Source organism: Luteibacter aegosomaticola, assembly GCF_023078475.1.
GTDB lineage: Bacteria > Pseudomonadota > Gammaproteobacteria > Xanthomonadales > Rhodanobacteraceae > Luteibacter > Luteibacter aegosomaticola.
The window spans coordinates 4,301,422-4,327,210 of the sequence record NZ_CP095741.1 but is presented as its reverse complement, the minus strand read 5'-3'; the positions used below and the strand labels follow the sequence as shown (position 1 = coordinate 4,327,210).

20 protein-coding genes are annotated in these 25,789 nt (G+C 65.3%); 15 read left to right on the top strand and 5 right to left on the bottom strand.

Annotated features, from left to right (window positions below; translation table 11 throughout):
- Positions 1-5: 5 nt before the first annotated feature.
- The 4 genes from lpdA (at position 6) to L2Y96_RS19400 (ending at position 4,909) form a co-directional block, all read left to right on the top strand.
- Complete coding sequence (gene lpdA / locus L2Y96_RS19415) at positions 6-1,820, top strand: dihydrolipoyl dehydrogenase (protein ID WP_247329528.1); 1,815 nt, start codon at positions 6-8, stop codon at positions 1,818-1,820.
- Positions 1,821-2,036: 216 nt separating this feature from the next.
- A complete protein-coding gene (locus tag L2Y96_RS19410) occupies positions 2,037-2,444 on the top strand; it encodes a hypothetical protein (RefSeq protein ID WP_247329526.1) in 408 nt (135 codons plus the stop codon).
- 149 nt (positions 2,445-2,593) lie between these two features.
- Positions 2,594-3,076 carry a hypothetical protein gene (locus tag L2Y96_RS19405; RefSeq protein ID WP_247329524.1) on the top strand — a complete coding sequence of 161 codons (483 nt, stop codon included), beginning with the start codon at positions 2,594-2,596 and terminating at the stop codon, positions 3,074-3,076.
- Positions 3,077-3,316: 240 nt separating this feature from the next.
- Positions 3,317-4,909, top strand: a complete 1,593-nt coding sequence (locus L2Y96_RS19400) for an N-acetylmuramoyl-L-alanine amidase (RefSeq protein WP_247329522.1) — start codon at positions 3,317-3,319, stop codon at positions 4,907-4,909.
- Positions 4,910-4,986: 77 nt separating this feature from the next.
- Here L2Y96_RS19400 and L2Y96_RS19395 read toward each other — a convergent pair whose 3' ends face one another.
- Positions 4,987-5,442 carry an REP-associated tyrosine transposase gene (locus tag L2Y96_RS19395; protein ID WP_247329520.1) on the bottom strand — a complete coding sequence of 152 codons (456 nt, stop codon included), beginning with the start codon at positions 5,440-5,442 and terminating at the stop codon, positions 4,987-4,989.
- Between the two features lie 289 nt (positions 5,443-5,731).
- Between L2Y96_RS19395 and L2Y96_RS19390 the strand changes: the two genes are divergently transcribed.
- Together L2Y96_RS19390 and L2Y96_RS19385 are read left to right on the top strand one after the other, a co-directional pair.
- Positions 5,732-7,060: an APC family permease gene (locus L2Y96_RS19390; protein ID WP_247329518.1), complete on the top strand. Its 1,329-nt coding sequence runs from the start codon at positions 5,732-5,734 to the stop codon at positions 7,058-7,060.
- A gap of 252 nt (positions 7,061-7,312) precedes the next feature.
- The gene (locus L2Y96_RS19385; protein WP_247329516.1) at positions 7,313-9,532 is read left to right on the top strand and encodes a beta-agarase; all 2,220 of its coding nucleotides are present in this window, start codon (positions 7,313-7,315) and stop codon (positions 9,530-9,532) included.
- Here L2Y96_RS19385 and L2Y96_RS19380 read toward each other — a convergent pair.
- From L2Y96_RS19380 to L2Y96_RS19365, 4 genes are all read right to left on the bottom strand, one after another.
- Positions 9,509-9,691 carry a DUF2061 domain-containing protein gene (locus L2Y96_RS19380; RefSeq protein ID WP_247329514.1) on the bottom strand — a complete coding sequence of 61 codons (183 nt, stop codon included), beginning with the start codon at positions 9,689-9,691 and terminating at the stop codon, positions 9,509-9,511. The genes L2Y96_RS19385 and L2Y96_RS19380 overlap by 24 nt on opposite strands.
- 404 nt (positions 9,692-10,095) lie before the next feature.
- Positions 10,096-10,503 (bottom strand): hypothetical protein, encoded by a 408-nt coding sequence (locus tag L2Y96_RS19375; protein WP_247329513.1) that lies wholly within the window; start codon positions 10,501-10,503, stop codon positions 10,096-10,098.
- A 2-nt stretch (positions 10,504-10,505) separates the two neighbouring features.
- On the bottom strand, positions 10,506-10,973 hold the full coding sequence (locus tag L2Y96_RS19370; protein ID WP_247329511.1) for an Mpo1 family 2-hydroxy fatty acid dioxygenase: 468 nt from the start codon (positions 10,971-10,973) through the stop codon (positions 10,506-10,508).
- A 33-nt stretch (positions 10,974-11,006) separates the two neighbouring features.
- Entirely contained in the window at positions 11,007-11,906 is a 900-nt protein-coding gene (locus tag L2Y96_RS19365; protein WP_247329509.1) for a phosphoribosylaminoimidazolesuccinocarboxamide synthase, read from the bottom strand.
- Between the two features lie 305 nt (positions 11,907-12,211).
- On the opposite strand from L2Y96_RS19365, the gene L2Y96_RS19360 reads away from it, so the two are divergent.
- The 9 genes from L2Y96_RS19360 (at position 12,212) to L2Y96_RS19320 (ending at position 25,559) form a co-directional block, all read left to right on the top strand.
- A complete protein-coding gene (locus tag L2Y96_RS19360) occupies positions 12,212-12,523 on the top strand; it encodes a c-type cytochrome (RefSeq protein ID WP_247329506.1) in 312 nt (103 codons plus the stop codon).
- Positions 12,520-13,332 carry a co-chaperone DjlA gene (gene djlA / locus L2Y96_RS19355; RefSeq protein WP_247329503.1) on the top strand — a complete coding sequence of 271 codons (813 nt, stop codon included), beginning with the start codon at positions 12,520-12,522 and terminating at the stop codon, positions 13,330-13,332. Before L2Y96_RS19360 ends, djlA begins: the two co-directional genes overlap by 4 nt.
- Positions 13,333-13,505: 173 nt before the next feature.
- Positions 13,506-14,180 (top strand): ribulose-phosphate 3-epimerase, encoded by a 675-nt coding sequence (gene rpe / locus L2Y96_RS19350; protein WP_247329500.1) that lies wholly within the window; start codon positions 13,506-13,508, stop codon positions 14,178-14,180.
- 152 nt (positions 14,181-14,332) lie between these two features.
- Positions 14,333-15,109, top strand: coding sequence for a hypothetical protein (locus L2Y96_RS19345; protein ID WP_247329498.1), 777 nt, complete (start codon positions 14,333-14,335; stop codon positions 15,107-15,109).
- 24 nt (positions 15,110-15,133) lie between these two features.
- Positions 15,134-15,898, top strand: a complete 765-nt coding sequence (locus L2Y96_RS19340; RefSeq protein ID WP_247329496.1) for a hypothetical protein — start codon at positions 15,134-15,136, stop codon at positions 15,896-15,898.
- A gap of 18 nt (positions 15,899-15,916) precedes the next feature.
- Positions 15,917-16,639, top strand: coding sequence for a hypothetical protein (locus L2Y96_RS19335; protein WP_247329494.1), 723 nt, complete (start codon positions 15,917-15,919; stop codon positions 16,637-16,639).
- A 603-nt stretch (positions 16,640-17,242) separates the two neighbouring features.
- A complete protein-coding gene (gene pdsR / locus L2Y96_RS19330) occupies positions 17,243-17,932 on the top strand; it encodes a proteobacterial dedicated sortase system response regulator (protein ID WP_247329492.1) in 690 nt (229 codons plus the stop codon).
- 93 nt (positions 17,933-18,025) lie between these two features.
- Entirely contained in the window at positions 18,026-20,041 is a 2,016-nt protein-coding gene (locus L2Y96_RS19325; RefSeq protein ID WP_247329490.1) for an ATP-binding protein, read from the top strand.
- 340 nt (positions 20,042-20,381) lie between these two features.
- Complete coding sequence (locus L2Y96_RS19320) at positions 20,382-25,559, top strand: autotransporter domain-containing protein (protein WP_247329488.1); 5,178 nt, start codon at positions 20,382-20,384, stop codon at positions 25,557-25,559.
- The last annotated feature ends 230 nt before the right edge of the window (positions 25,560-25,789 follow it).

Sequence of the window (25,789 nt, the reverse complement as noted above, 5' to 3'; positions counted from 1 at the left end):
CGCGCATGGCAAACACCATTGAACTGAAGGTGCCCGACCTCGGCGGCTCGCATGACGTCCCCGTCATCGAGATCCTCGTGAAGGTCGGCGACACCGTCGAGAAGGACCAGAGCCTCATCACGCTCGAATCCGACAAGGCCACGATGGATGTGCCCGCCTCGCAGGCTGGCAAGGTCGTCGAGCTGAAGGTCAAGGTCGGCGACATCGTGAATGACGGCACCGTCATCCTCACCGTCGAAGCCGCTGGCGGCAGCGACGCGAAGCCGGCCGCCGCGGAGAAGTCCGTCGGCCAGGCCTCGGTGTCCGAAGCTCCGGCCCATCCCGCTCCGGCACCGGCCCCGCCGCCGCCGAAGCAGGACGCGCCGAGCGCCGCTGCACCGAAGGCTGCTGCCGCATCGGGCCGTAAGGCTGATATCGAATGCCAGCTCGTCGTCCTCGGCTCCGGCCCGGGCGGCTACACCGCCGCGTTCCGTGGCGCTGACGTCGGCCTCGATACCGTCCTCGTCGAGCGTTACGCCTCGCTCGGCGGCGTCTGCCTCAACGTCGGCTGCATCCCGTCAAAGGCACTGCTGCACGCCGCCGCCGTCATCGACGAAGCCGCTGCGATCGAAGCGCACGGCATCAGCTTCGGCAAGCCCAAGATCGACCTGGACAAGCTGCGCTCGTTCAAGGAAAAGGTCGTCGGCAAGCTCACCGGCGGCCTCGCCCAGATGGCGAAGGCACGCAAGGTCCGCACCGTCACCGGCGTCGGCACCTTCGTGTCGCCGAACGAAATGGAAGTGCAGACCGCCGATGGCGTGAAGCTCATCCGCTTCGAAAACGCGATCATCGCCGCCGGCTCGCAGTCGGTGAAGCTGCCGTCGTTCCCGTGGGATGACGAGCGCATCATCGATTCCACCGGCGCGCTCGAACTGCGCGATGTGCCGAAGACCATGCTCGTGGTCGGCGGCGGCATCATCGGTCTCGAGATGGCCACGGTGTACGCCGGCCTCGGCACGGAAGTGACCGTTGTCGAGCTCGCCGACCAGCTCATCCCGGGCGCCGACGCGGATCTCATCAAGCCGCTGCAGCAGCGCATCGCCAAGCGTTACAAGGGCATCCACCTCAAGACCAAGGTCGTCGAGGCGAAGGCTACGAAGAAGGGCATCGAAGTCACCTTCGATGGCGAAAGCATCCCCGAGACGAAGCTCTACGATCGCGTCCTCGTTTCCGTCGGCCGCTCGCCGAACGGCGGCAAGGTCGGTGCGGACAAGGCTGGCGTGCAGGTCACCGACCGCGGCTTCATCCCGGTCGATCGCCAGATGCGCACCAACGTTCCGCACATCTTCGCCATCGGCGATCTCGTGGGCCAGCCGATGCTGGCGCACAAGGCCACGCACGAAGCCAAGGTGGCGGCTGAAGTGGCCGCTGGTCAGAAGAGCTTCTTCGACGCCCGCGTGATCCCGTCGGTGGCCTACACCGATCCGGAAATCGCATGGGTCGGCGTGACCGAACGCGAAGCGAAGGAAAAGGGCCTGAAGATCGGCGTGGGCAAGTTCCCGTGGGCAGCCTCCGGCCGCGCCATCGGTATCGACCGCACCGAGGGCTTCACCAAGCTCCTGTTCGATGAAGAAACCCACCGCATCGTCGGCGCCGGCATCGTCGGCCCGCACGCGGGTGATCTCATCAGCGAACTCGCTCTCGCGATCGAAATGGGCTGCGAAGCCGGCGACATCGGCCGCACGGTGCACCCGCACCCGACGCTCGGCGAATCCGTCGGCATGGCGGCGGAAGTGTACGAAGGCACGATTACCGACCTTTATATTCCCAAGAAGAAGTAAGGGTTGGTGCTAAAACGCCGTCGGGCGCGTGACCTTCGGGTTGCTCGCTTGGCGGCGTTTTTTTATGTCTAGCGTTTGGGGTTTCGGCGTGGCCTGCCGAAAAGGTTGCGGCTGCGCCGCCATGTTTAGTGCGCCTCCGGCGCGCACAAGCCCAGCTCCTGCAGGGGGCGTATCGAGGCATACTCGGGGTGTACGCAGCCAGGGAGTAGCTACTGCATGATTACAGTCAAGGACGAAATGCTGGTCTCGCCGTCCGTTCACGATGGCAGCCTAATGGGGATTCTCCTCGAGAAGCCAGATCGCGTCAGGCTTGTCGTGGAGTTGGTTACTGGGGAATCCGTGTCCCTCGTCATGGATGGCGTCAGGCGTATGAAGGCGGATGATTTTCGCGGTGGGAATATCATCCTCAGCGTTTCGGTGACGTCGGGTTCGGACCTTTCCATTGCAGACATTGCCGATGCTTACGGCATGAGCCACGACAACACCACCTATCTCCCCAGGGCACTCGAAGAGCACCGCGCCGCCGGCCTGACGGTCGTGCGCGTGGATCCGTCGTACGGATGCACCCTCGTATGCCTCTGCAACGCTCTGAGCATGGAAGCGGCTCGCTCGACAGTTCCCTAATTACAGGCTCGCCGCTCCTACAGGGAAGCACCGAAAGTGCGTATACCTCGCGAATATCTGCAAGCATTGCCTAACAAACCAACGCCCGCGCTCGCACTACACTCGTCCAACCTGTCAGGGAGCGGTGATGAACGGATTGATAAGCTTCAGTGCAAACCTCGATGCGGACCGATGATGTGAATGGCCTGCATCGTCGTGCATTCAGATCTCGAACCGGCACGTTTGTCGTCTTGGCGTTGCTCTGGGCGCCGAGCTGTGTGCTGGCCTCGTCACAACGTGCTGCCGTGTGCACACGGGCCATGGCTATGAAGGCAATGACCGAGGCGGATAGCCTCAGGACTTGGAGAGCTGTCTACGCTTCCTACGAGCGTTACCGAAGCTGTGACGATGGTGCCATCGCCGAAGGGTATAGCGCTTCGATAGCCACGTTGCTGGCCGACCACTGGGCCACCCTGGGCGAGCTTGCCCGCCTGATCCAGGACGACGCCCATTTCGAGGCATTCGTGCTGTCGCACGTCGATGAGACCATCATTCTCGAACAGGGGATAGCCATCAAAGACCACGCCACCAGGCAATGTCCCAAGGGTTCCAAGACCTTCTGCGCCAAGCTGAAAAGGCGCCTAACCCCCTAAGCCCGAGCAGCAAACCCAAAATCCCCGCTGTAGGAGCCCACCCTGTGGGCGACGCCGTTCGCGACCACCCCAACGGTCGCGCTCAACAAATCGTCCTTCCCCTACACGCCCCGCGTAACCCGCCGACACGACGCATCCACGAACTCCGTCCCACCCCGGTGGGAAACCCCGGCATCTCCCTGTCGGCGAATTTCCGAGCATCTTCCTGCCGCATAAGCGGTACCAGAAGGACGACTCCAGATGCTCAGGAAACTGAAAGACTCCCTGCCTAAACAGGCCGCTTCACTAGCCATTGCTGTGGCGCTACTTACCTCTCCTTGCGTTCGCGCGGAACAGGTCAATCCAGCCGAACGCGGCGAACCCGCCGAATTCTCGCAAGCCGACATAGCTGCCGCGGTGCAAGAGATTGAGCGAATCGCGAACGAGGTCGCCAACAAACGCTCCTACTTTGAACAGGACTATCGCCCGATTTCTTTCCGCGTGACATTTTCACCGGAAGAACGGCTGCTCTACTTCGATACCGATGAGAGGATGGGGCCTGAAGCCGGCTACACCGATATGATCGATATGACGAACAACATCGAAACCGCTGCTCAAGACCTTATCGAGCCGTTGGTCGGGAATATGGGGCCTGTGTGGCGATACGGTGGTCGTGATTCTGACTGGTGGATGGATCGCGGGCTGAATCGTGGTGGTCCCGCCTCATCGTATCTTCCTCACTCCAGAGGTGAGGCTTCCTTGCGTATAGATCCGGCATCCGCGACGGGGCCGGTAGTGCTTACCGGCGGTCACGGCTTCTACTACAACCATGGGCAGAAGCGTTGGACGTCCCAGCGGGACGTCGTTAACGGTGTGCTCGAGGACGATATCACGCAGCTCATGGCCAATGAGCTTGAGTCACACCTCGCGACAAAGAGAATTCAGGTGACGAACCTTCGTCGTCTGAAGGCTGGGTCTCCACATCAGGAAAGTGGTCAAGAGTGGTGGCGACTTGGGGTGCGGTATCACATTGAATCCCTGTACCCGGATCTTCGCGATGTGTGGAACTCGAGCCCAAATGCCAAGTACGCCACGCGCGAGCGAGATGAGGATCTTCGAAGCCGCCCGCTGTACGCAAACCATCTCAAAGCAAAGGCCCTTCTGCAGATACATACGAATGCCAATGAAGACGTATCTTCCACCGGCGCTCGTGCCTATATTCATTCGGGGCGCCCGGAAGATAAGAAGCTCGCTTCACTCGTGCTGTGTTCCATGTCCGAAATGATCCATTCGGTTGACGAATTTGCGACCTATAGCGTTCCCGCCGTGCCGAATTTCCACGACAAGCACGCAGAGACCAGCTTCGCCAAGGTGCCCGCCGTCATCGTCGAGGTTGGGTTTCACACGAATCCCGACGATGTGAAATACCTAACCAACCCCCTGTTCAAGTACAAGGCGATGGCAGGCGTCGCGAAGGGCTACCGTCTCTACCGCGATGGGAGAACCTGCGCACCGTTCAAGATCGCCTCCGATCAGGCGGCCGATGTTGTCGTCTGGGGACGCGGCAAGCTACCCATCGCCTTCGGCGGTAATCCGGACTTCCCGATCAAGCTGATCACGCAAAAGCTCGATTGCCCGACCTGCCAACCCATGCATAGCTCTGTATGGGATGCGGCCGCCGTTGAGCGTACGCGTATCGAGCACGCTTGCCGGCCGGAAGATCTTGCACATTCGCCAATCCGCTACCAGGTGTCGGCAATCGATGCCTATGGTGTGAAATCGAACTCGGTGACTTACACATTCAACTGCAAGCCGCGGCAGGCGCATAAGCAGCGAATTCGGAGGCACTCCTAAGTACTGTCGCCCCCGCGGCTGCTGGCCTCGGGGGCGATAATCTGTCATCAGTGCGGTTTTCCCAACCGCGCTTCGCGTCAGAGCCAAACGGCGTCCCAATACGGATATAGACCGGCGCGTTCTACAAGCCTCGCGCGCACCGGATTCGCGATGACGTACCGAGCCGCGGTGCGGGCATCTTCATCGGTGCGCAGTGCACGGTCATGGAATCCTTTCTGCCAGAGGGGCGAGGCGCGGCCGGCTACCCGGAACGCCTTGCGGACACGAGCCTTCAGCCGATTCACGACCTTTGCCAGATCGTCGTTGCCGAGTTGCACGACGGCGTGGAAATGGTCCGGCATAAGAACCCATGCCAGGCAGGTCGCATCACCCCATGATTTCTGCGCATGGATGACACGGGCGGCCATGCGTGCGTCTCGGTAATCGCGAAACACCGGCGCGCGATTCCAGGCGACGCAGGTGATGATGTAAGTCTGGCCGGGGATGGAGCATCGGCCGCGGCGCAAGGCGGCATTTCCAGGTTTGATATTCATGCCCCCAGCGTGCCGAGCGCCTCGCGACGCGACCATCAGCGCACGCCCCGCCACACTGTAGGAGCCCACCCTGTGGGCGACGCCGTTCGCGATGACACAGCAGGCCCTGTGGCGTTGGGGCGAAAGATGTCGCCCACAGGGTGGGCTCCTACGGCGGGTGGCGTGTCGGGGTGAGTTCGCCATGGCGGCGGAGCCGCAACCGGGTCCCAACCCATTGTGCGCAGGCACAAAAAAATTCATGACCTCGGTCATATCGCCACGCGGCGGTGGTTTATGGCATCGTCGGCGGATGCCAGCACCGCAGCCAGCTCACTACCTCCGTCGTCTCGGCACCTGGGATGCCGCGATGATCGTTATTGGCGGCGTCATCGGCGCGGGCATCTTCCGTACGCCTGCCGCCGTGGCCAAGAGCACCAGTTCCGGGACGGAGGTCATCCTCCTCTGGGCTATTGGTGGCTTGCTGACGCTGGCCGGGGTGCTCTGTTACGCCGAGCTCGGCGCGCGGCGCCCCCAGGCGGGCGGCACCTACGTCTACCTGCGCGAGGCCTTCGGGCGGCTGCCGGCCTTCCTGTTCGGCTGGACCATGGCACTGATCAACTACCCCGGCAGCGTCGCCGCGGTGGCTACCACCTTCGCGGATTACGCCACCCGGGCGGTGGGCCTTCCCCATGAGTGGGTGAAGCCGGTTGCTGTCGGCGCCATCAGCTTCATCGTGGCGGTGAACCTATTTGGTATCCGGGCGGGTGCCCTGGTGCAGAACATCTTCACCGTGCTGAAGCTGGGCGCGGTGGCCATGTTGATCGTGGTCGGCCTGTACCTCGCCAACGGCCACCTCGGCCTGGCTTTCGCTGTGGATACCACCCATGACGTGCCTCCGAGCATGGTCATCGGCGCGCTGCTGCCGGCGATGTTTGCCTACGGTGGCTTCCACTACCTCAACGACCTGGCTGGCGAAGTTCGTAACCCGCAGCGCACGCTGCCGCGTGCACTGGGCCTCGGCATGGCCAGCGTCGTGGTCTGCTATGTGCTGGTGAACATCGCTTACATGGCGGGCCTCGGCCACGCGGGTCTGGCGGCAAGCACCGCGCCTGCGGCTGATCTGATGCGCAAGGTGTTCGGTGAATCGGGTGCTACCGTCATTGCCGTTGGCATTGCCTGTTCCACCTTCGGCTATTGCAGCATCGCCATTGCCGGCGGCGCCCGCGTGCTGCAGGTGATGAGTGCCGATGGCATGTTCTTCAAGCCGATCGCGCGTATCGATGCGAAGACCGGCGCACCGCAGATCGCGCTGCTCGCACTGGGTGCGTGGGCCATTGCCCTGATTCTCTCGGGTAGCTTCGAAGCACTGGTGGATTACACGACCGTCGGCGAATGGCTGTCGCACGCCTTCGGTATCGCGACCATCTTCTGGTACCGCCGCAAGCTGAAGGACGAACCCTCGCCGTACCTGGTGCCGGGTTACCCGTGGGTACCATTGATCTTCACGACCACGGTGCTCTGCGTGATCGTCGCCACCGCCATCACGCAGCCGGAAAACGCGGGCATGAGCCTGCTGATCATCGCGATTGGCGTGCCGGTGTATTACCTGTGGCGCAAGCGCCTGGGCAACCCGACCTAACCCGCGCCATGTAGGAGCCCACCCTGTGGGCGACGCCGTTCGCGACAACGCTCGGGAAATAGAGCTCTCGATCTGATCCCCAAGACCTTGTGGCCTGAGGCGAAAGATGTCGCCCACAGGGTGGGCTCCTACGGAGGGTCGAGTGGGTGTCGCGTTCCCGTTGTGGGTGGGCGTCGCGTTCCCGTTGTGGAGGGGGCGCGTTCCCGTTGTGGGTGGGTGTCGCGTTCACGTTTGGGATGGCAGGCTTGGGGGATGCGCCTGACACTCTGCCTGCTGCTTTCCAGCGTTGCCTGCGGTGCCCATGCCGCGGCGATTGATCTTGCCCATCCCACGCCGGCCGTGCGGATCACGCCGGCCAACGCTTCGCTCGATCCGACGGTGCGCAAGGCCGCGGATGGGAGCGAGTTGGTGGCGGTTACTTTTCAACCGGCCGCTGCGCCAGCGATCACGCTTGCGCCAGGTTCTGGTACTGGGTCTGGTTCTAATGCCGGTGCTGGTGCTGGCAGCCGCGCTCCCGCGGGAGCAGCGAAGGAGCAGTGTGCGTGGGCCTGGCCGGCCAACGGCACGCTGCGGCTTACGGTGCAGAACGGCATGCCCTGGCCGGTGACGCTCATCGTCGATGTGGCTTCCGGAGAGAAACATTTGAAGGCGACGGTGGGTTTGCCGCCGGGGCCACCGCAGGTGCTGTCGGTGCCGCTCAGCGCGACCTCGCCTCGTGCGTTCGGCATGCAGGTCGGGCCGCCCATGCCGTTTGACGATGGGAAGGTGAAGCGTATCGTGGCGACCTTCACCGAGGGTGCGATCGATCCGGCGAAGGTCACGGGCGTGACGCTTTCCATGCCGCAGCCGGGCGCGGCGCAGACGGTGTTGTTCGGAAGCGTTGATGCAGTGGCGGGTGATGCGGACTTGAAGGCCGCTTATACCGGCATCGTCGATAAGTATGGACAGTTCACGCGTGGGTCGTGGCCGGAGAAGATTGATTCCGATGAGGCTTTGAAGGCGCGGGCGATCGCGCCCAAGGGCGCTCCTGCAACGAGCGGTGAGTCGGGCGGCAAGGCTGCCGGGCTTGATCGGTTTGGTGGGCGGACGGATTTGCCAGCGATGCAGGCTTCCGGGTTTTTCCGTGTGCAGAAGCAGGGTGAGCGCTGGTGGCTGGTATCGCCCGAGGGGCACGCGTTTTTCTCGCTCGGCGTGAATGCCGTGAATCACACGGATGGCCGCGCCTATGTGCAGGGCAGGGAATTCATGTTCGCTGATACGAGCGGCGCAAACGGCCCATTCGGTGGCACCAGCGACAGCCGCAGCGATAACGGTTCGCAGCGCGATAACGGTATGAATCACGGGCGCTGGTGGGATGTATATGCGAACAACGTGGCGCGCACGCTCGGCAACAACTACGACAACGCATGGCGCAGGCGCACGCTTGATCGATTGAAGGCCTGGCGTTTCAACACGCTCGGTAACTGGAGCGATCCCGGTTTCGCCGATGACAAACGCATGGCTTACACCGTGCCCATCCTGATCCACGGCGATTTCAATACGGTGAGCACGGGCTACGACTACTGGGGCCGTATGCCGGATCCGTTCGACCCGCGTTTCGAAAAGGCGACGCAGCAAGCGGTGGCCAACGCGACGAAGGACAAAGCCAACGATCCCTGGCTCCTCGGCTACTTCGCCGATAACGAACTCGCGTGGGCAGGGCAGGGCCCACAAGGCCGCTGGGCACTCGCCGTCGGCTCGCTCGCCCAAGGCCCACAAAGCCCGGCGAAACAGGCCTTCATTGCGTCTCTGAAAAAGACTCACGGCGATGCGGCCACCTTCGCCAAGGCATGGGGCCTCAACAACCTCACTGACTGGAAGCAACTCGAAGCCAGCGGCTTCAAGGCACCGGACCCGAGCGAAGCCCACCCCGCTGTCGCCGCGGACTACATCGCTTTCCTCAAACTCTTCGCCGGCCAGTACTTCAACACCGTCGCGCGGACGCTGAAGAAAGCCGACCCGCACCATCTCTTCCTCGGCGGCCGCCTCGCGGTGCGCACGCCCGAAGTGGAAGAGATGAGCGCGAAGTACACCGACGTCACCAGTATCAACACCTACACCGACCTGCCGGAACACGGCTTCGACGTGGCGGAGTTCAAGAAGTGGGACAAGCCGGTGATGATCACCGAGTTCCATTTCGGCTCGAGCGACCGTGGGCCGTTCGGCAATGGCGTGGCGGCGGTGGCGAGCGAGGAGGAGCGGGGCAAGGCCTACACGCGCTTCGTCGATGCCGCGGCGGCATCGGGCGTCGTTGTCGGCACCCACTGGTTCCAGTACGTCGACCAGCCGGTGACCGGCCGCATCCTGGATGGCGAAAACTCGCACATCGGGCTGGTCGGCATTACCGACATCCCGTTCGAAGGATTCACCCGCGCGGTGACAGAGACGAACGCGCGGGTCGGCGGTGGATCAGGCGGCGGGAGCCAGCGCTAGGCCGTTGCGGGCTTCGCTGACGACCGAACGGCCGAAGGCGAACGCCAGCGGCTCGGCCACGCCGATCAGGGCGCTGAGCGCCACGTTCTGGTTGGCCGCGTAACTCATGGAGAAGGCGATGCTGAAATGCGTCGCCGCGAACTTGATCTTGCGGGCCATGGCCGCGTCCTCTAATAAGAATGACTCTCATTATGGGGATGGTGGGGGTCAAGTCCAACTGATCGTATGGATCAATCCGATAGCACAGGCCTATCGCGCGCTCGCCGTTCGCCCCCGCGCCCGTAGGAGCCCACCCTGTGGGCGACATCTTTCGCCCCACCGCTACAGGCCCTGTGGCGTTATCGCGAAAGGCGTCGCCCACAGGGTGGGCTCCTACAGGCAGAGGCCGTGAGGTCGTGATGCAGAGGCCGTGAGGTCGTGATGCAGGGGCCGTGCGGTCGCGATGCAGAGGACGCGCGGTTGCGATGCAGGGGCCGTGAGGTCGTGATGCAGAGGGCGGCGCGGTTGCGATGCAGGGGCGGCGCGGTCGTGGTGCAGGGGCCGTGCGATGCGGGGGCCGCGAGTTAGCGGTGGATCGTGGTGCCGACGACCAGGGCTACGACCATCACCATGGCGACGGCCATGCAGGCGCTGGTGGGTTTGACCCGGCGGGCGTCGGTGCGGGGGACGAGGCGCCAGATCAGGAAGGCGCCGATTAGCATGTCGACGACCAGGGCGGCGCGCATCCAGGGTAGGACGAAGACCGACTCGCCGGCGGCCTGGCCGTGCTGGGCGGCGATCACGAGGCCGCCGCTGAGCACCGCGAGCAGGGCCCAGAGCAGGCTGGCGAAATAGGCCCGGTTGAAGACGACCGAGGTCTTTTCCAGCCAGCGCAGCACGAAGAACACGATGACGGCCGGCACGACGGCGGCAGCGCTGGAATAGATGACCCACCAGATGGCGGCAGAGAACAGCGTCAGGAGTGTCTGCACGCTTAGTAGTCCACGCCCGCGCGGCGCAGGGCCTTGCTCATCAGCCACGCCGGGCCGATCAGCAGGTACTGCAGGTCGGTGAAGAACGACGGCCGGCGGCCTTCGATCTTGTGGCCGATGAACTGGCCGACCCACGCGGCCACGAACACGCCGATGGCCAGGTAGAGCAGGCCGCTGGCGCCCAGGCCGTGGTAGAGCGTATCGGTGAGGAAGGCCAGGGCGGCGAACGCGGCCGCCATGGCCAGGCCGATCTTCCGCGAGAGGCGGTAGTAGTAGAAGCAGAAGGCCAGGAACATCGCCAGCACAGCCCACAGGCCGGGCTTGCCGAGGAAGGCGGGCACCGGGATCAGCCAGACCAGGGCGACCACCGTCCAGGTGATCGCCGGCACGCAGATCCAGTGGATCAGGCGGTTGGTCGGGTTTTGGTGGTCCTGGCTGTAGTTGCCGAACCACGTTGCCGCATCACGCATGGTGCCTCCTCCCCGTGGGCGCCAGGAACCGGCTTAGTCGACGCGGATGCCGGCCAGCTTGTCCAGGGCCTCAGCATACTTCGCGGCGGTGCCGGCGATCACGTCGTCGGGCACGGACGGCGCCGGCGGCTCCTTGTTCCAGTGGGCCACGTTCAGCAGGTAATCGCGCACGAACTGCTTGTCGTAGCTGTCGGGGCTGGTGCCGACCTTGTAGGTCTCCGCCGGCCAGAAACGCGAGGAATCCGGGGTGAGCATCTCATCCATGATGTAGAGCGTGCCGTCTTCATCCGTGCCGAATTCAAACTTGGTGTCGGCAATGATGATCCCGCGCGTGGCGGCGTACTCGGCGGCGAACTGGTAGATCTTCAGCGTGGCGTCGCGGACGGCGTTGGCCATCTCCTCGCCCACGGCAGCCACCACGGCATCGAAGCTCACGTTCTCGTCGTGGTCGCCCACGGCGGCCTTGGTCGACGGGGTGAAGATCGGCTCCGGCAGCTGCTCGGCCTGCTGCAGGCCCGGCGGCAGGGTGATCCCGCAGATGGCGCCGGTGGCCTGGTAGTCCTTCCAGCCCGAGCCAATGATGTAACCGCGGGCGATCGCCTCGACCGGGACCGGCTTGAGACGCTTCGTAATCACCGCGCGCTTGGCGTACAGGGCCACGTCCACGCCGGCCGGGAGCACCGAGGCCACGTCTTCACCGGTCAGGTGGTTCGGGATCAGGTGCTGGGTCTTCTCGAACCAGAAGTTCGAGATCTGGCAGAGCATCTCACCCTTGCCCGGGATCGGGTTGGGCAGCACCGAGTCGAAAGCCGAAAGGCGGTCGGTCGCCACCATGAGCAGGCGGTTGCCGGGCAGGGCGTACACATCGCGCACCTTGCCGCGATGGATGAGTTCCAGGCCAGGCAGGTCGGATTGGCTCAAGGTGGTGGGCACGGGCGGAGCTCCAGAGGCAAAAGGCGGGAACAACAGGAATCCTGTTAATTGTACCGGCCCAGCGGCGCCCCGCACCCCCCGTAGGAGCCCACCCTGTGGGCGACGCCTTTCGCGAAAACGCCGCATGGCCGCCGTTTGGAGCTTGGTCTCGGCGATCCTGTGGTTATTTCGCGAAAGATGTCGCCCACAGGGTGGGCTCCTACGGCGGGGGTGGGAAAGATGTCGCGCACGGGGTGGGCGCCTGCGGCGCGGGTGGGTTGCGGGCACCTGCTAGAATTTGCGGCGACAGCCCCCACAACTTTGCCATGCGTAAACTGACGACCGCGGCACTCGCCCTGGCCTTGACCACCCCTGTACTCGCTGCCCCGCCCGCGAAACCGGTGCGGTTGGGCATGTGCGCGGCCTGCCATGGCGAAAACGGCATCGCGATCAACGCCGATGCCCCTAACCTCGCCGGGCAGAAGGCGGTTTACCTGCGCGCCGCGCTCCACCAGTACCGCGATGGCCACCGGGACAACCCCGTGATGCGCGCCATGGCCGGTCCCCTTTCCGAAGCGGATATCGACCAGCTTTCCCAGTGGTTCGCCGCCCAGACCCCCTCCAAGGGCGCTCCATGAATTTCACCGGCATTCTTATCGGCGCCGTCCTGGGCATGTGGCTTACCCACAATCTCCTCGGCGCCCTCATCGGCGGCGCGATCGGCTTCATGTTCGATGCCAGCCGCCAGCAATCGCAGCGCCGCCGCGCGCCGGCGCAGGGCGGCTACATCGCCCCGCTGTTCGCCCTGATCGGCGCTGTGGCCAAGGCCGATGGCCGGGTTTCCGAAGCGGAAATCGCCATCGCCGAGCGCCTCATGGTGCGCATGAACCTGGACCAGGACGATCGCGCCCGCGCCATCGATGCCTTCAACCAGGGCAAGCAGCCCGAATTCAACGCCACCGAGGTCATCGACGACCTGCGCCAGTGGGTGGGCCACCGCCGTGACCACGCGTTCCCGGTGATCGATGTGGTGATCGAAACCGTGCTCGCCGAAGGCACGCCCTCGCCCGAGAAGATGGCCATCCTGCGCCAGCTGGCGTTCGCCCTGCGGGTGAGCGACATGGAGCTCATGGCCCTCATGGCCATGAAGGGCTACGCCTGGAACGGTAACGCCGGCCAGGGCCGCGCCTACGGCGGTGGTGGCGGTCGCGGCGGCTACGTGCCCCCGCAGCGGAACACCCAGGGCCCGGATCCCTACGCCGTGCTCGGCATCCAGCGCGATACCGACGAGCGCGCCATCAAACGCGCCTACCGCAAGCTCATTTCCGAACACCACCCCGACCGCCTCGGCGACCTGCCCGAAGACATGCGCCGCCGCGCCGAAGCCCGCGCGAGCGAAATCAACGCGGCCTACGAACGGATCAAGGCAGAACGGGGCTTCAAGTAATGCCAACACGGGCATCGGTATGATGCCCCGATACAACGCGAACCCCGCCCGGTAGGAGCCCACCCTGTGGGCGACGCCGTTCGCGGTTACGTCACAGGGCCGCCGGCGGTGAGGCGAAAGATGTCGCCCACAGGGTGGGCTCCTACCAAGCTTTCTTCATTAGGGTAACGACCATGGCCAAGCAGTCTCCCGTCATCGCCCCCTCCATCCTCTCGGCGGATTTCGCCCGCCTGGGTGAGGACACGCGCAAGGTGCTCGACGCCGGTGCGCAGTGGGTGCATTTCGACGTCATGGATAACCACTACGTGCCCAACCTCACCATCGGCCCGATGGTGTTGAAGGCGCTGCGTGATTACGGCATCACCGAGCACATCGACGTGCACCTTATGGTGAAGCCGGTCGACCGCATCGTTCCCGATTTCGCCAAGGCTGGCGCGCGCAGCATCAGCTTCCACCCGGAAGCCAGCGAGCATGTCGATCGCACCATCCAGCTGATCCAGGGCGAAGGCTGCGAAGCCGGCCTGGTGTTCAACCCGGCCACGCCGCTCAACTGGCTCGATTACGTGCTCGACAAGATCGACATGGTGCTGATCATGTCGGTGAACCCGGGCTTTGGCGGCCAGAAGTTCATCCCCGGCGCGCTGGACAAGATCCGCCATGTCCGCGAGCGCATCGACGCCAGCGGCCGCAAGATCCGCCTCGAGGTGGATGGTGGCGTGAACGCCGACAACATCGGCCAGATCGCCGCCGCAGGTGCAGATACGTTCGTCGCCGGCTCGGCCATCTTCACGGCCCCCGATTACGCCGATGTCATCCGTCGCATGCACGCGGCGATCGATAAGGGGTGAAGGCTGAGGGTCAACCAACGCCACAACCGCGCGGTTTACGACGGGCCCTAAACAAATTTTCACGCCGCTAAAGCGAACCGGGTAGTACTGTAATAGTCCTCGGGAACCCCACGGTGCGGGGCACAGCGCCGGCATGCAGAAAGGAGTCGGTGATGTTCATTCGTCGCATGATGGCCACGGCCGCGCTTATCTTCCTCGCCGGTAGCGCTGCTGCCGCCGCTGCGCCCGCTTCCCCGAACGAGTCCAGCGACGCGCTGAAGGGCGCGCCCGCGTACTGCCCACCGGTCATGGAGACGTTCCTGCCCGGTCAGTACTACTTCTGTGCCGGCAGCCAGGCGTTCGCCCGTGGCGACAAGCAAGCCGCGGCAGCGCGCATGCAGGATGCCGCCCGCTGGGCGAGCAAGCCCGCGCAATACGTCCTCGGCCTGATGTACCTCAACGGCGATACCGGCGTGCGCGATCCCGCCCGCGGCGTCGCCTGGCTGGCCCTCTCCGCCGAACGCCACGACGCCGTGTTCGAGCGCGCATTCCTGGTCGAATTCGCCAAGCTCAATACCGAGCAGCGCGCGCAGGCCAACGCCTACTGGCGCGATATGAAAAAGGACTACGCCGATAACGTGGCTGGCCGACGCGCGGAGCGTCGGTACGACGCTGGCATGAAAGACATGAAGGACGCCGACTTCGCCGGCAACGACGTGTTCCTGGACGGGATCACCTCGCCGCAGGGCGGTGAGGCTGGCACCTACGAGGGCGGTGGCGGCGTCCACAGCTCACGCGTGGGCGGTGGCCAGCGCGCATTCGCCTTCATCAAGAAGATGGACAAGATGCGCGACGACTATTTCCACGGCATGGAAGGCCACGTGACCGTTGGCGCAGTGACTTACGCCGGCACCGTCGGTCAGCTCGCAGAAGCCCCTCCGGCGCGCTAACCCACATCGTTCAAGGACGCCCCCATGATCTCGAAATCGCTGCTCTTCCTCGCCGCCTTCGCCAGCGCCACCGCGTCATTCGCCGCGGCCGCCGGCGAGAAGCCGAAACCGCTACCGGATCAGAAGCACGACGTGAGCGAGGCGCTCAAGCAATGCCCCTCGTCGCTCGAGCGCTTCCTCCCCGGGGATTACTACTATTGCGATGCCGCCCGGAACTTCTGGTCGGGCCGTGACGGCGCCGCCCGCGAGAGCCTGAAGGATGCCGCCGCCTGGGCGAACAAGCCCGCGCAGTACGCGCTCGGCATCATGTACTTCAACGGCGACCACGCCGAGAAGAACCGCGCCCTCGGCCTTGCCTGGCTGGCGCTCGCCGCCGAACGGCACAACCCGAATTACGAGCCGGCCTTCGTCGACGCCTACGCGCGCGTCAGCCCCGAGGAACTCGCCCAGGCCAACGTGTACTGGCAGGACCTGAAGGGCAAATACGCCGACAAGATCGCCGCACCGCGCGCCAAGAACCGCTTCGACCGCGCCTACAACGACATCGCGTGGGCGGTGAACTTCGGCGGCTCGATCTTCATCGACGGCGTCGCCGGCATGCAGATGACCGACGGCATCAACGGCGGCGTAGCCACCTACGGTGCCAGCGGTTTCAGCGTCGGCCGTTTCCTGCAGGGGCGTGAAGCCGTCGCCCTCGCAGGCTGGCAGTCCAACGTGTTCGTCGGTGATGCGCAACTGGTCCCGGTCGGCGAAGTCGTGAGCCGGAGCAACAAGGAAGGCGCCAACTAACCGCGAAGGAGTACGCGCATGAGGTCATGGCTGTATCTCGCAACGATCACGGCCAGCCTCATGCTGGCGGGCTGCGCCCAGGGTGAGCGGCCCGTTCCCTTACCCGGGCAGGAGAAGGATGTCGCCGACATGCTGCGCGGTTGCGCCTTCGGCGTGGAGCGTATCCTCCCCGGCGATTACTACTTCTGCCAGGCCGGCTCGCATTACTGGGCCGCCCGCTTCGGCATGGCCCGCGATTCACTGGAAAGCGCGGCGCACTGGGCCAGCAAGCCGGCGCAACACGCGCTCGGCATCATGTACTTCAATGGCGACCACGCGGTGCAAAACCGCCCGCTGGGCGTGGCCTGGCTGGCCCTTGCGGCCGAACGCCACGAGCCCGACTACGAAGGGGCCTTCGTTGCGGCTTACCAATTGCTCACCCCGGAAGAGCACGCCCAGGCCGATGCCTACTGGAACACGATGAAGCTGGAGTACGCGGATGCCTACGCTGCGCCGCGGGCCCAGAAGCGTTTCGACCGCGAACTGCATCAGCTGGAAACGGCCTCGCTCTTTGGTGGAGATATGTATCTGAGCGGGGTGGCCCCGATGCGCGGCATCACCCTCATCCAGCGGCTGAAGAACGAGCGCACCAACTTCTTCGCCGGCTACGAGAGCCAGGTCTGGGTGGGCGATGCCACCCTGGTACCGCTCAGCGAGGTCAAACCGCCGAAGCCGGCCAAACCGGTGGAGAAGGCCGAGTAGCGGGGGAGGGCGCCGCCACGCACGCGCCGCGCACGAAAAAGCTCCCCCGGTTAAGGCCGGGGGAGTGAAGGAGCGTCCACACACCAGGAGCTCGAGGGGGAAGCGGGAAACGGTTAAACGGGTTGCCAGTTCGGGTCGGGTTCCGGCCCACCGGCGGCGGGCGCGCTTGCGTGCGTCCCGGTCATACCGGGGCCTTCCAGCGCCGGTTCCACGAAGTCGTCAAATAGATCCATGAGCCAACCTCCTCAGTGCAGCCCGCAAAGCAGGCCCAGCAACAGTGCCCCCAGGGCGAGTGTTACGCGGAGGGGCTCAAAATTTCGTTCCAGTTCGGTGTTGTCGGCGTCGGGCTTGGTCTTCATGGTCTTCTTTGATCCTTCGGCGCCGGTAGGGCCGCCGTGGTGCCAGTTCAGCGCCTGCCGGGGCGGCAGGGGCGGCTCCCGTGGGGCAATCCACCGATGCTTTGTGGCAAAACGCGGGCAAACGCAGCGTGTAGGCCCGGGATGGGCTCGTGCACGGGCAAAACACGGGCAATGCGTGGCGGGCGCTTGCGCGATCCGGGCCGCCATTGCACCCTGCGCACGCCAACCCGAAAACGGAACCCCCATGGGCCGCAGCATTGCCATTGTCGAAGACGAACCCCTCATCCGCGCCAACTACGTGGAAGCGCTCAGCCGCTTCGGCTACGAGGCCCGCGGCTACAGCTCGCGTGCCGAGGCCTCCAACGCCTTCGCCATGCGCCTGCCCGAGCTGGTCATCATCGATATCGGCCTGGGCGATGAGCCCGAGGGCGGCTTCGACCTTTGCCGCGAGCTGCGCGCCAAGAGCGCCACGCTGCCGCTCATCTTCCTGACGGCCCGTGATTCCGACTTCGACGTGATCAGCGGCCTGCGCCTGGGCGCCGACGATTACCTCAGCAAGGACACCAGCCTGCACCAGCTGGCCGCCCGCATCGCCGCGCTGTTCCGCCGCATCGAATCGCTGAAGACGCCCGCCGCCAGCGAGAACGTGATCACCCACGGCCCGCTGCGCCTGGAAAGCGAGCGCATGCGCATCACCTGGAACGGCACCGAGATCCCGCTGACGGTCACCGAGTTCTGGATGGTGCACACGCTGGTGCGCTTCCCCGGCCACGTGAAGAACCGCGACCAGCTCATGCGCGAAGCCGAGCTGGTGGTGGATGACGCCACGATCACCTCGCACATCAAGCGCATCCGCAAGAAGTTCGTCGCGCTGGCGCCGGATTTCGACGCGATCGAAACCGTCCACGGCGTCGGCTACCGCTGGACCCCGTAATGCGCACCACCCCCACGACATCTTTCGCGATGACGCCACAGGGCCTGCTGCGGTGAGGCGAAAGATGTCGCCCACAGGGTGGGCTCCTACGGTATGACGCTGCGGCAGAAACTGCTTCTCGTCGCGCTCTGCACCCTGGCCCTTCCCGTGGCCGGGTGGCTTTATGTTCGGCAGATGGAAACGCTGCTCCGTGAGGGCCAGGCCCAGGCGCTGGTGGCGTCGGCGCGTGCGATGGCGCGCAGCCTGGTCGTCGTCGAGGCGCCGCTGCCGCCGGCCGGCAATGCCTGGTACGTCCAGCAGGCCAACGTGCCCATCACCATCGATGGCTACGCCGATGACTGGGCGCCGTTGAGTCCGTGGGCGCAGCCGCTAGGCCGCAATGCCAAGGTGATGTTCGCGGAAGACGACCGCTGGCTGTACTTCACCATCGACGTGCGCGCGCCCAGCCGCCGCCGCGCCGATGCCGCCGATCGCCTCGCGCTCAGCGCCGACCACCTGATCCTCTCCATCGCCAGCAACGAAGACGCGCAGCGCTACCTGTTGGCCAGCGCCGCGCCCGGCGCCACCACCGCGATCGCGCTCGATCCGGAAGCCGGCGTGCTGCCCGACCAGATCAATGCGCAATGGCAGGAAGATGGCGGCGGCTTCCGCGTGGAGCTGAAGCTGCCGCGTGGCCTGCGCCTCGACCGCTTCGGCGTCGGCGTACACCTTGCCGCGGCTGGCGACGCCGAGCCGCTCAGCGCCGATACCCGTCCACTGCTCGATTTCTCGCCTGCGCTATCGCAAGAGCTCGAACGCCTCGCGCCCGATGGCGTGCGCGTCCGCGTGCTCTCGCCCGATGCGTGGCTCATGGCGCAGACCGGCAACCTCATGTTGCCTGGCAGGACGGCCTTGCCCGACGCGCCACCCAGCCAGCAGCCCGGCTGGTTTGCCTCGCTCGTATACCGCTCGTTGCTCGCCACGCGCATGGCCGATAGCAGCGCGTGGGCCGAGGATGCGCCGAAGATCGACCTGCCCGAGGTGCGTCGTGCGCTCGGCGGCAACCCCTCCACTGCATGGCGCATGGGCGAAGCGCGCGGCAGCGTCCTGCTCTCCGCAGCGGTGCCGATCACCCAGGGCGGCAAGCTGCATGGCGTCGTGCTGCTCGAACAGCCCAGCCGCGCGGTGCCGCTGCTCGCCAACCGCGCGTTGTTCGGCCTGCTGCTCACCAGCTTCGGTGTGCTGCTTGTCGCCGGTGGCGTGCTGCTGCTGTTCGCCACGCGGCTCACCTTCCGCCTGCGTCGCCTGCGCAACGCCGCCGAGCGCGCGCAGGATAACGATGGCAAGCTCGACGGCCCGTTCCCGCTCATCGATGCCACCGACGAGCTCGGCGACCTCGCCCGCAGCTTCGCCCGGCTGTTCGACGTGGTGGGCGGCTATACCGATTACCTGCGCACGCTGGCTTCCAAGCTCTCGCACGAGCTGCAGACGCCGCTCGCCATCGTCAAATCCTCGCTCGATAACCTCGACCACGCTGGCTTGCCGCCGGAAGCCGAGCCGTACCTCGCCCGGGCGCGCGATGGCGTCACCCGGCTCAGCGCGCTGGTGCGCGCCATGAGTGAAGCCAGCCGGATGGAACGCGCGATCGCCTCGGCCGAGGCGGAAGACGTGAACCTTATCGACGTCGTGCGTGGCTGCGCCGAAGGCTACCGCTCACTTGCGGGTAACCGGCCCATCGAAGTGGACGTGCCCGACACGCCCGTGTCGATGCACGTGTCGCCCGAGCTCATCGCCCAGGCGCTCGACAAGCTGTTCGACAACGCGCTCTCGTTCACCCCACCGGGTGGCTGGATGCGCATCGCCCTGCGGCCCACGCCGGACGGTGCCGATGTGGAGCTCGCCAACCAGGGCCCGCCGCTGCCCGCCGCGATGCAGGGCCGGCTGTTCGATTCGCTGGTGAGCCTGCGTGAGAAAGCCACGCCGGGCGAGGCACCGCATCTGGGCCTTGGCCTGTACGTTGTCCGTCTGGTCGCCGAACGCCACCAGGGCAGCGCAAGCGCACGCAACATCGATGACGGCGTGGCATTTACGTTGCATCTCAAAGGACTGCCCCGCCAACGCTTGGCGTAGCACCCCGTCGCGCGTGGCCTGAGCCCCGCCATCTCGCCCGATTCACCCGCCCCGTAGGAGCCCACCCTGTGGGCGACATCTTTCGCCTCACGGCCACAGGGCCTGTGGCTCTTTCGCGAACGGCGTCGCTCACAGGGTGAGCTCCTACGGCAACGCGTTTTCACAAATGTGACGAAGTTCACATTTTTGGCACATCCATTGCAAACGTTTTCGCGAAGCGCGCTTTGGGGCTTGGCGCTTCCTTTTTCTCTTTTCGGTTGCTTCGGCGTGTTGCGACGCCGGGGGGCGCTATGTGCCCAAAAGCGACTTATTGCGTCACTACCAATGGATGTTGTCTCGAATGAATCGTATCTATCGTCTCGTCTTTAACCGCGCGCTGGGTGTTACGCAGGCCGTCGCGGAAATCGCTACGCGCGCTCAGGGGGGCGCAAGCGCACAGGGTCAGGTTTCGCGTCCGCGCCAGGCGTTGCTGGCGTTGTGCATTGGTAGTGCGTTGATGGTGGCGTCGGGCGCTTCCTTTGCGCAGATCGACGCGCCGTATACGAACGGCAGCAATCCTGCGCTTCCGGGTGCCGGTGCCGGCGGTTCGGGTTCGGGCACGTTTGGTGGCGGTGCGGGTGGCGGCCATGCGGGCAATGATTCGCTCGCGCAGCCCAACAGCAACGAGATTGACGGTAGCGCCGGCCTGACGGGCGATGCGGGTACGGGTGGTGCCGGCGGACAAAATTCGCTTGTCTACTTTTCGGGCGATATCAATCAGACGTCTGTCGCGGCTAGCGGTGAGGCAGGCTCGGGTACCTCGGGCGGTGGTGGCGGTGCCGCTGCGATCTATCTCATGCCGATCGATGAAAGCCCCGCGCAAATCACGATCTCCGCCCCGGCGATCCTGGGTGGCGACGGTGGCGCTGGCGGTGAGGGCAATAGCGAGACCATGGGCGGCGGTGGCGGCGGTGGCGGCGCAGCCGTTGTCGTCGCAAATAGCTTGAGTGTGAGTAACTTCTCGTGGCTGCGCGGCGGCACGGGTGGCACGGGTGGCTACGGAGCCGGTGGTGGCGGTGGCGGCGCAGGTGTCGTCATCGTCGGCGACAGCAACACGTTCAAGAACTACGATCTCATCACAGGTGGTTCGGGCGCGCAGGCTGGGACCGGTGGCGTCGCAGGCTTCGGCGGCACCGGTCTGGTGATCAGCGGCAACAACAACTCGGTCATCAACCTGGGCGACATCAGCGGAGGCATGTCGGGCGATGGCTCCAGCCAGGGGGATGCGATCGCTGTCACTGGCAACAACAACGATATCCTGTTCAGTAGTACCAGGATCAACGGGCGCGTCTATTCGGCCGGCACCAACAACTCCCTGTCGTTCGAAGGTGACGGCGGCGGCGCTGCTGATATCACGGGCTTTAGCGCGTACAACGCCAACCGTTCTCCGGACAATGCGAACTGGACGTTCGATGGCCATGTATCGGCCTCGAGTGATCTTACGTTCGATGTCGCAGCTGGCAATTCGCTCACGTTCAATCAGCAGGTCTTGACGCCGGGTGGCATCACCAAGACTGGCGAGGGCCAGGTCGAGCTCTACACGCCGGATTACTTAGGTACGACGACCCTCGAAGACGGCACGCTGATTCTGCACGGCGGCCCGGCGGCTGCCTACCAGATCGACGGTGGCACGCTTGATCTGGCCGGCACGCCCCTAAATATGTCGTCGCTATCCGGCGTGGGTGGCAAGATCGTCAATGGCGCGGACCTCACGCTCAACTTGGCGGCGGACGGCAGTTACGGCGGCGACATCACGTCGGATAGCTTCGAGCAGACGGGCACGAAGGTCTTCACGCTTACCGGTACGCTTGAAACGCTGGGCCTCGCTGGCGCAACGATCGACGGCACGCTGAAGATCGGCAACGGCGGCGCTGGCGGCCAGCTTATCGGTGATGTCAGCGGTGCGAACGGCAACGTCTGGTTCAACCGTTCCGATAGCGTGACTTATGCGGGCGACGCCTCGGTGCACGACTTGGCGCAGGTCGGCACGGGCACGCTGACGCTGACGGGCAATAACAGCACGAATTGGATCGACATCAGCGGCGGCACCCTGCGCGCCGGCTCGGCAGGCGCGCTGGGCCATGCCATCGTCACCATGGCTGACCAGACCACGTTTGCGTTCGGCGATAACCTGGCGTTCGGCAACACGTTCGTGCTGCGCGGCCGTGAGGTGTTTGATGTGGGCGCCGGCCTGGCCGGTACCTTGTCGGGTAGCGTAGAAGATGCCAACCCGAACAACCTCGAACTGGGCAGCACCATTTACAAGAACGGCGCTGGCACGCTGGTCGTCGAAGGCAATGTCGAATCGAGCCACCCGATGACCGTCAACGCGGGCACGCTCGTGGTGGGCGCCGACAGCCTTACCTCCGCGAACATCGAGCCCATGGTCTATGCAATGGGTGGCACGACCGTCGGTGGTAACGGCACGCTGAGTTCGCTCACGTCCTACTCCGGTGTCGTCTCGCCGGGTATGGGCCAGATCGGCACGCTGACCACGGGCACGCTCTCGGTGCAGAATTCGCACCTCGCCATCGATGTCGGTACGCCGGGCGTCAGCGATCTCCTGTACGTGACGGGCACTGCCGACATCTACAACAGCGTCGTCGACGTCAACGACCTCGGTGGCCTGGGCCTGGGTGTCTACCGTTTCATGACGGTGGGCGGCGGCGCGCACATCTACGGCACGGAGGGCCTGACGCTCGGCGCCACGCCGCTCGGCAGCAACCTGGTGCTGCGCCAGAGCAACGATGAGAACGGTGTCGAGTTCGACCTCGTCAACCAGACCGGTGCCGTCCTCAACTACTGGAATGCCGACGGCCTCGCGTCGTCGACGCACGCCGGTGGCGGCACGGGCACCTGGTCGAACACCGCGCAGGTGTTCTCCGATGCCGAAGGCAACATCACCAGCAGCATGAACCCGGCACCGGGCTTCGCCATCTTCGGCGGCGCCGCCGGTACGGTGACCGTGGATGGCACCGATACACCGGTGGCTGCCACGGGCATGCAGTTCCTGACCGACGGCTACACCCTGAAGGGCGATGACCTGCAACTGGTGGCCGCCGACGGTTTGGCCCCCACCATCCGCGTGGGTGATGGCACCTCGAATGGCGCGGCGATCACCGCCACCATCGAGAACAACCTCACCGGCACCGATGGCCTGCGCAAGACCGATGCCGGCACGCTGGTGCTCAGCGGCCAGAACACCTTCACCGGTGGCGTCGTGGTCAACGGCGGCACGCTGCAGGTGGGCGATGACAGCAACCTCGGCGATGCATCCAACAGCGTCACCCTCGCGGGCGGCACGCTGCACGCGACCAACAGCGTGCTCACGCAGCGTGACTTCAAGCTGGGTGAAGGCGATGGCACCCTCGATGTCGACTTCGGCTACACGATCGGCGGTACGGTCAGCGGCACCGGCGCCCTGCGCAAGACGGGCACCGGTTCGCTCACCCTGAGCGGCGATAACACCTACAGCGGCGGTACCTGGATCGACGCGGGCTACCTGGGCGTAGCCAGCAACGGCGCGCTTGGTACGGGCACCGTCAACATGGCCGAGAACACCGGCCTGGTGTTCCTGCGCGATGGCATCAACATCGCCAACAACATCGTGGTCAACGGCGACCCGAACCTCGTGGTCGCCCCGGACACCACGGTGACGCTCAGCGGCGCGATCGTCGACGGCACCACGCCGGGCGATATCGTGAAGTCGGGCCCGGGTACGCTGCGCCTCACCGCGGCCAACACCTACACCGGTGGTACCACGGTCTCGCAGGGCAACCTGATCGTCGGTAACGGCGCCACCACGGGTTCGATCGTGGGCGATGTGCTGGTGAAGAGCGCCGGTACGCTGACTTTCGATCGTAGCGATGCCACCACCTTTGCTGGCGCGATCAGCGGCGAAGGCACGGTGAGCAAGCTCGGCACCAGCATGCTGACCCTCAGCGGCGACAGCAGCGCCTTCACCGGTACCACCACGGTGGCGGGCGGCGTGCTGAACCTCACCGGCAGCCTCGGTGGCTCGCTCGTGTTGGCGCAGAACGCGATCCTCACCGGTGCCGGCAAGCTCGGCGAAGTGACCGTGAGCAGCGGCACCAGCATGACCCCGGGCGGCGATGATGCGATCGGCCGTTTCGATGTCAGCGGTAACCTCGTGTTCGCCAGCGGTTCCACCTATGTGGTGAACACCGCCGCCGACGGCACCAGCGATACCGTGAACGTCACCGGCACGGCCACCCTCGGCGGCGCCACCGTGCGTTCGCTGCAGGGCACCGGTTCGTACAAGGCTTCCACGCGCTACACGCTGCTCACCGCCGATGCCGGCGTGAAGGGCACGTTCGGCACGCTGACCTCGAACCTGGCCTTCCTCACCCCGACGCTGAGCTACGACACCAACCACGTCTACCTCGACCTGCTGCGCAACGACACCAGCTTCGCCTCGCTCGCCACCAACGCGAACCAGGCCGCCACGGCCGAAGCGGTTGAGTCGCAGGGTTCGGGCAAGCCGGTGTACGACGCCGTCGTGGCCCTGCAGACGCCGGCCGTGTCCCCGGCGCTTGGCCAGCTCGCGGGTGTCTCGCTGGCTTCCTCGCGCACGGCGATGGTCGACGATGCCCGCCAGATCCGCGAGACCGTGCAGCGTCATCTGCTCGGCACCAACGATGGCGGCCAGACGGCCAATGGCGCGTGGGCTTCGGCCTGGGGCCATTGGGGTGATCGTGATGGCAGCGCCGGCGTCGATAGCCTGCGCAGCAACGGCAGCGGCCTGCTGGTCGGTGCCGATCATGATCTCGGCGGCGTGACCCTCGGCGGCACGGTCGGTACCGGCAACCTCTCGGCACGCAGCGGTAGCGACAGCGTGCAGGGCCACTCGCGCGTGGCCGGCCTGTATGCGGCTGGCAACGTCGGTGCATGGGAATGGCAGGCGGGTGCGATGTACGGCTGGAACCGTCTCGAGAGCCACCGCCACGTGAACGTCGATGGCCTCGCGGGCAATGCGTCCGCACGCTACGACGCCACGACGGCGCAGGCTTACGTGGATGGCGGCTACCGCTTCACCTTCACGAGCGGCAGCCTCACGCCGTTCGTGAACGTGGCACGCGTGCAGCTCGACCAGGATGGCATCCACGAGCGCAACAGCGATGCGGCGCTCGACGTGCAGGGCCAGAACGATGGCGTGACCGTCGGCACCGCCGGCGTCCGCGGCACGCTCGCCCTGGGCGAGGGCATCTCGGCCCACGCCACGCTGGGTTACCAGCAGGCATGGGGCGATGTGCGTCCGTACGACACGCAGCGCTTCACCACGGGCGGTGACAGCTTCACCGTCGCCGGTGCCCCGCTGGCCCGCCACGCCGGCCTCGCCGATGCGGGCGTCACCTTCGCGGTGGCCCGCAACACCACGGTCAGCGCCAGCTACCACGGCCTGTTCGGCGGCGGTGCGAAGGACCAGGGTGCGCGCATGGCCCTCGAGGTGAAGTGGTAAGCGAAAGCTTCGCCACTGTTGAGTGAGAAAGGGGGGGGCGCCAGTGATGGCGCCCCCTTTTTTATGCGGATGCGGCTAGCACCGCCACGCCCCATGCGCCTCCGGCGCCCCGCCACGCCCCCTGCGCCTCCGGCGCACCGCCACGCCCCATGCACCTCCGGCGCACCGCCTCCTTGTAGGAGCCCACCCTGTGGGCGACGCCTTTCGCGAGGCCGCCACAGGGACTGATG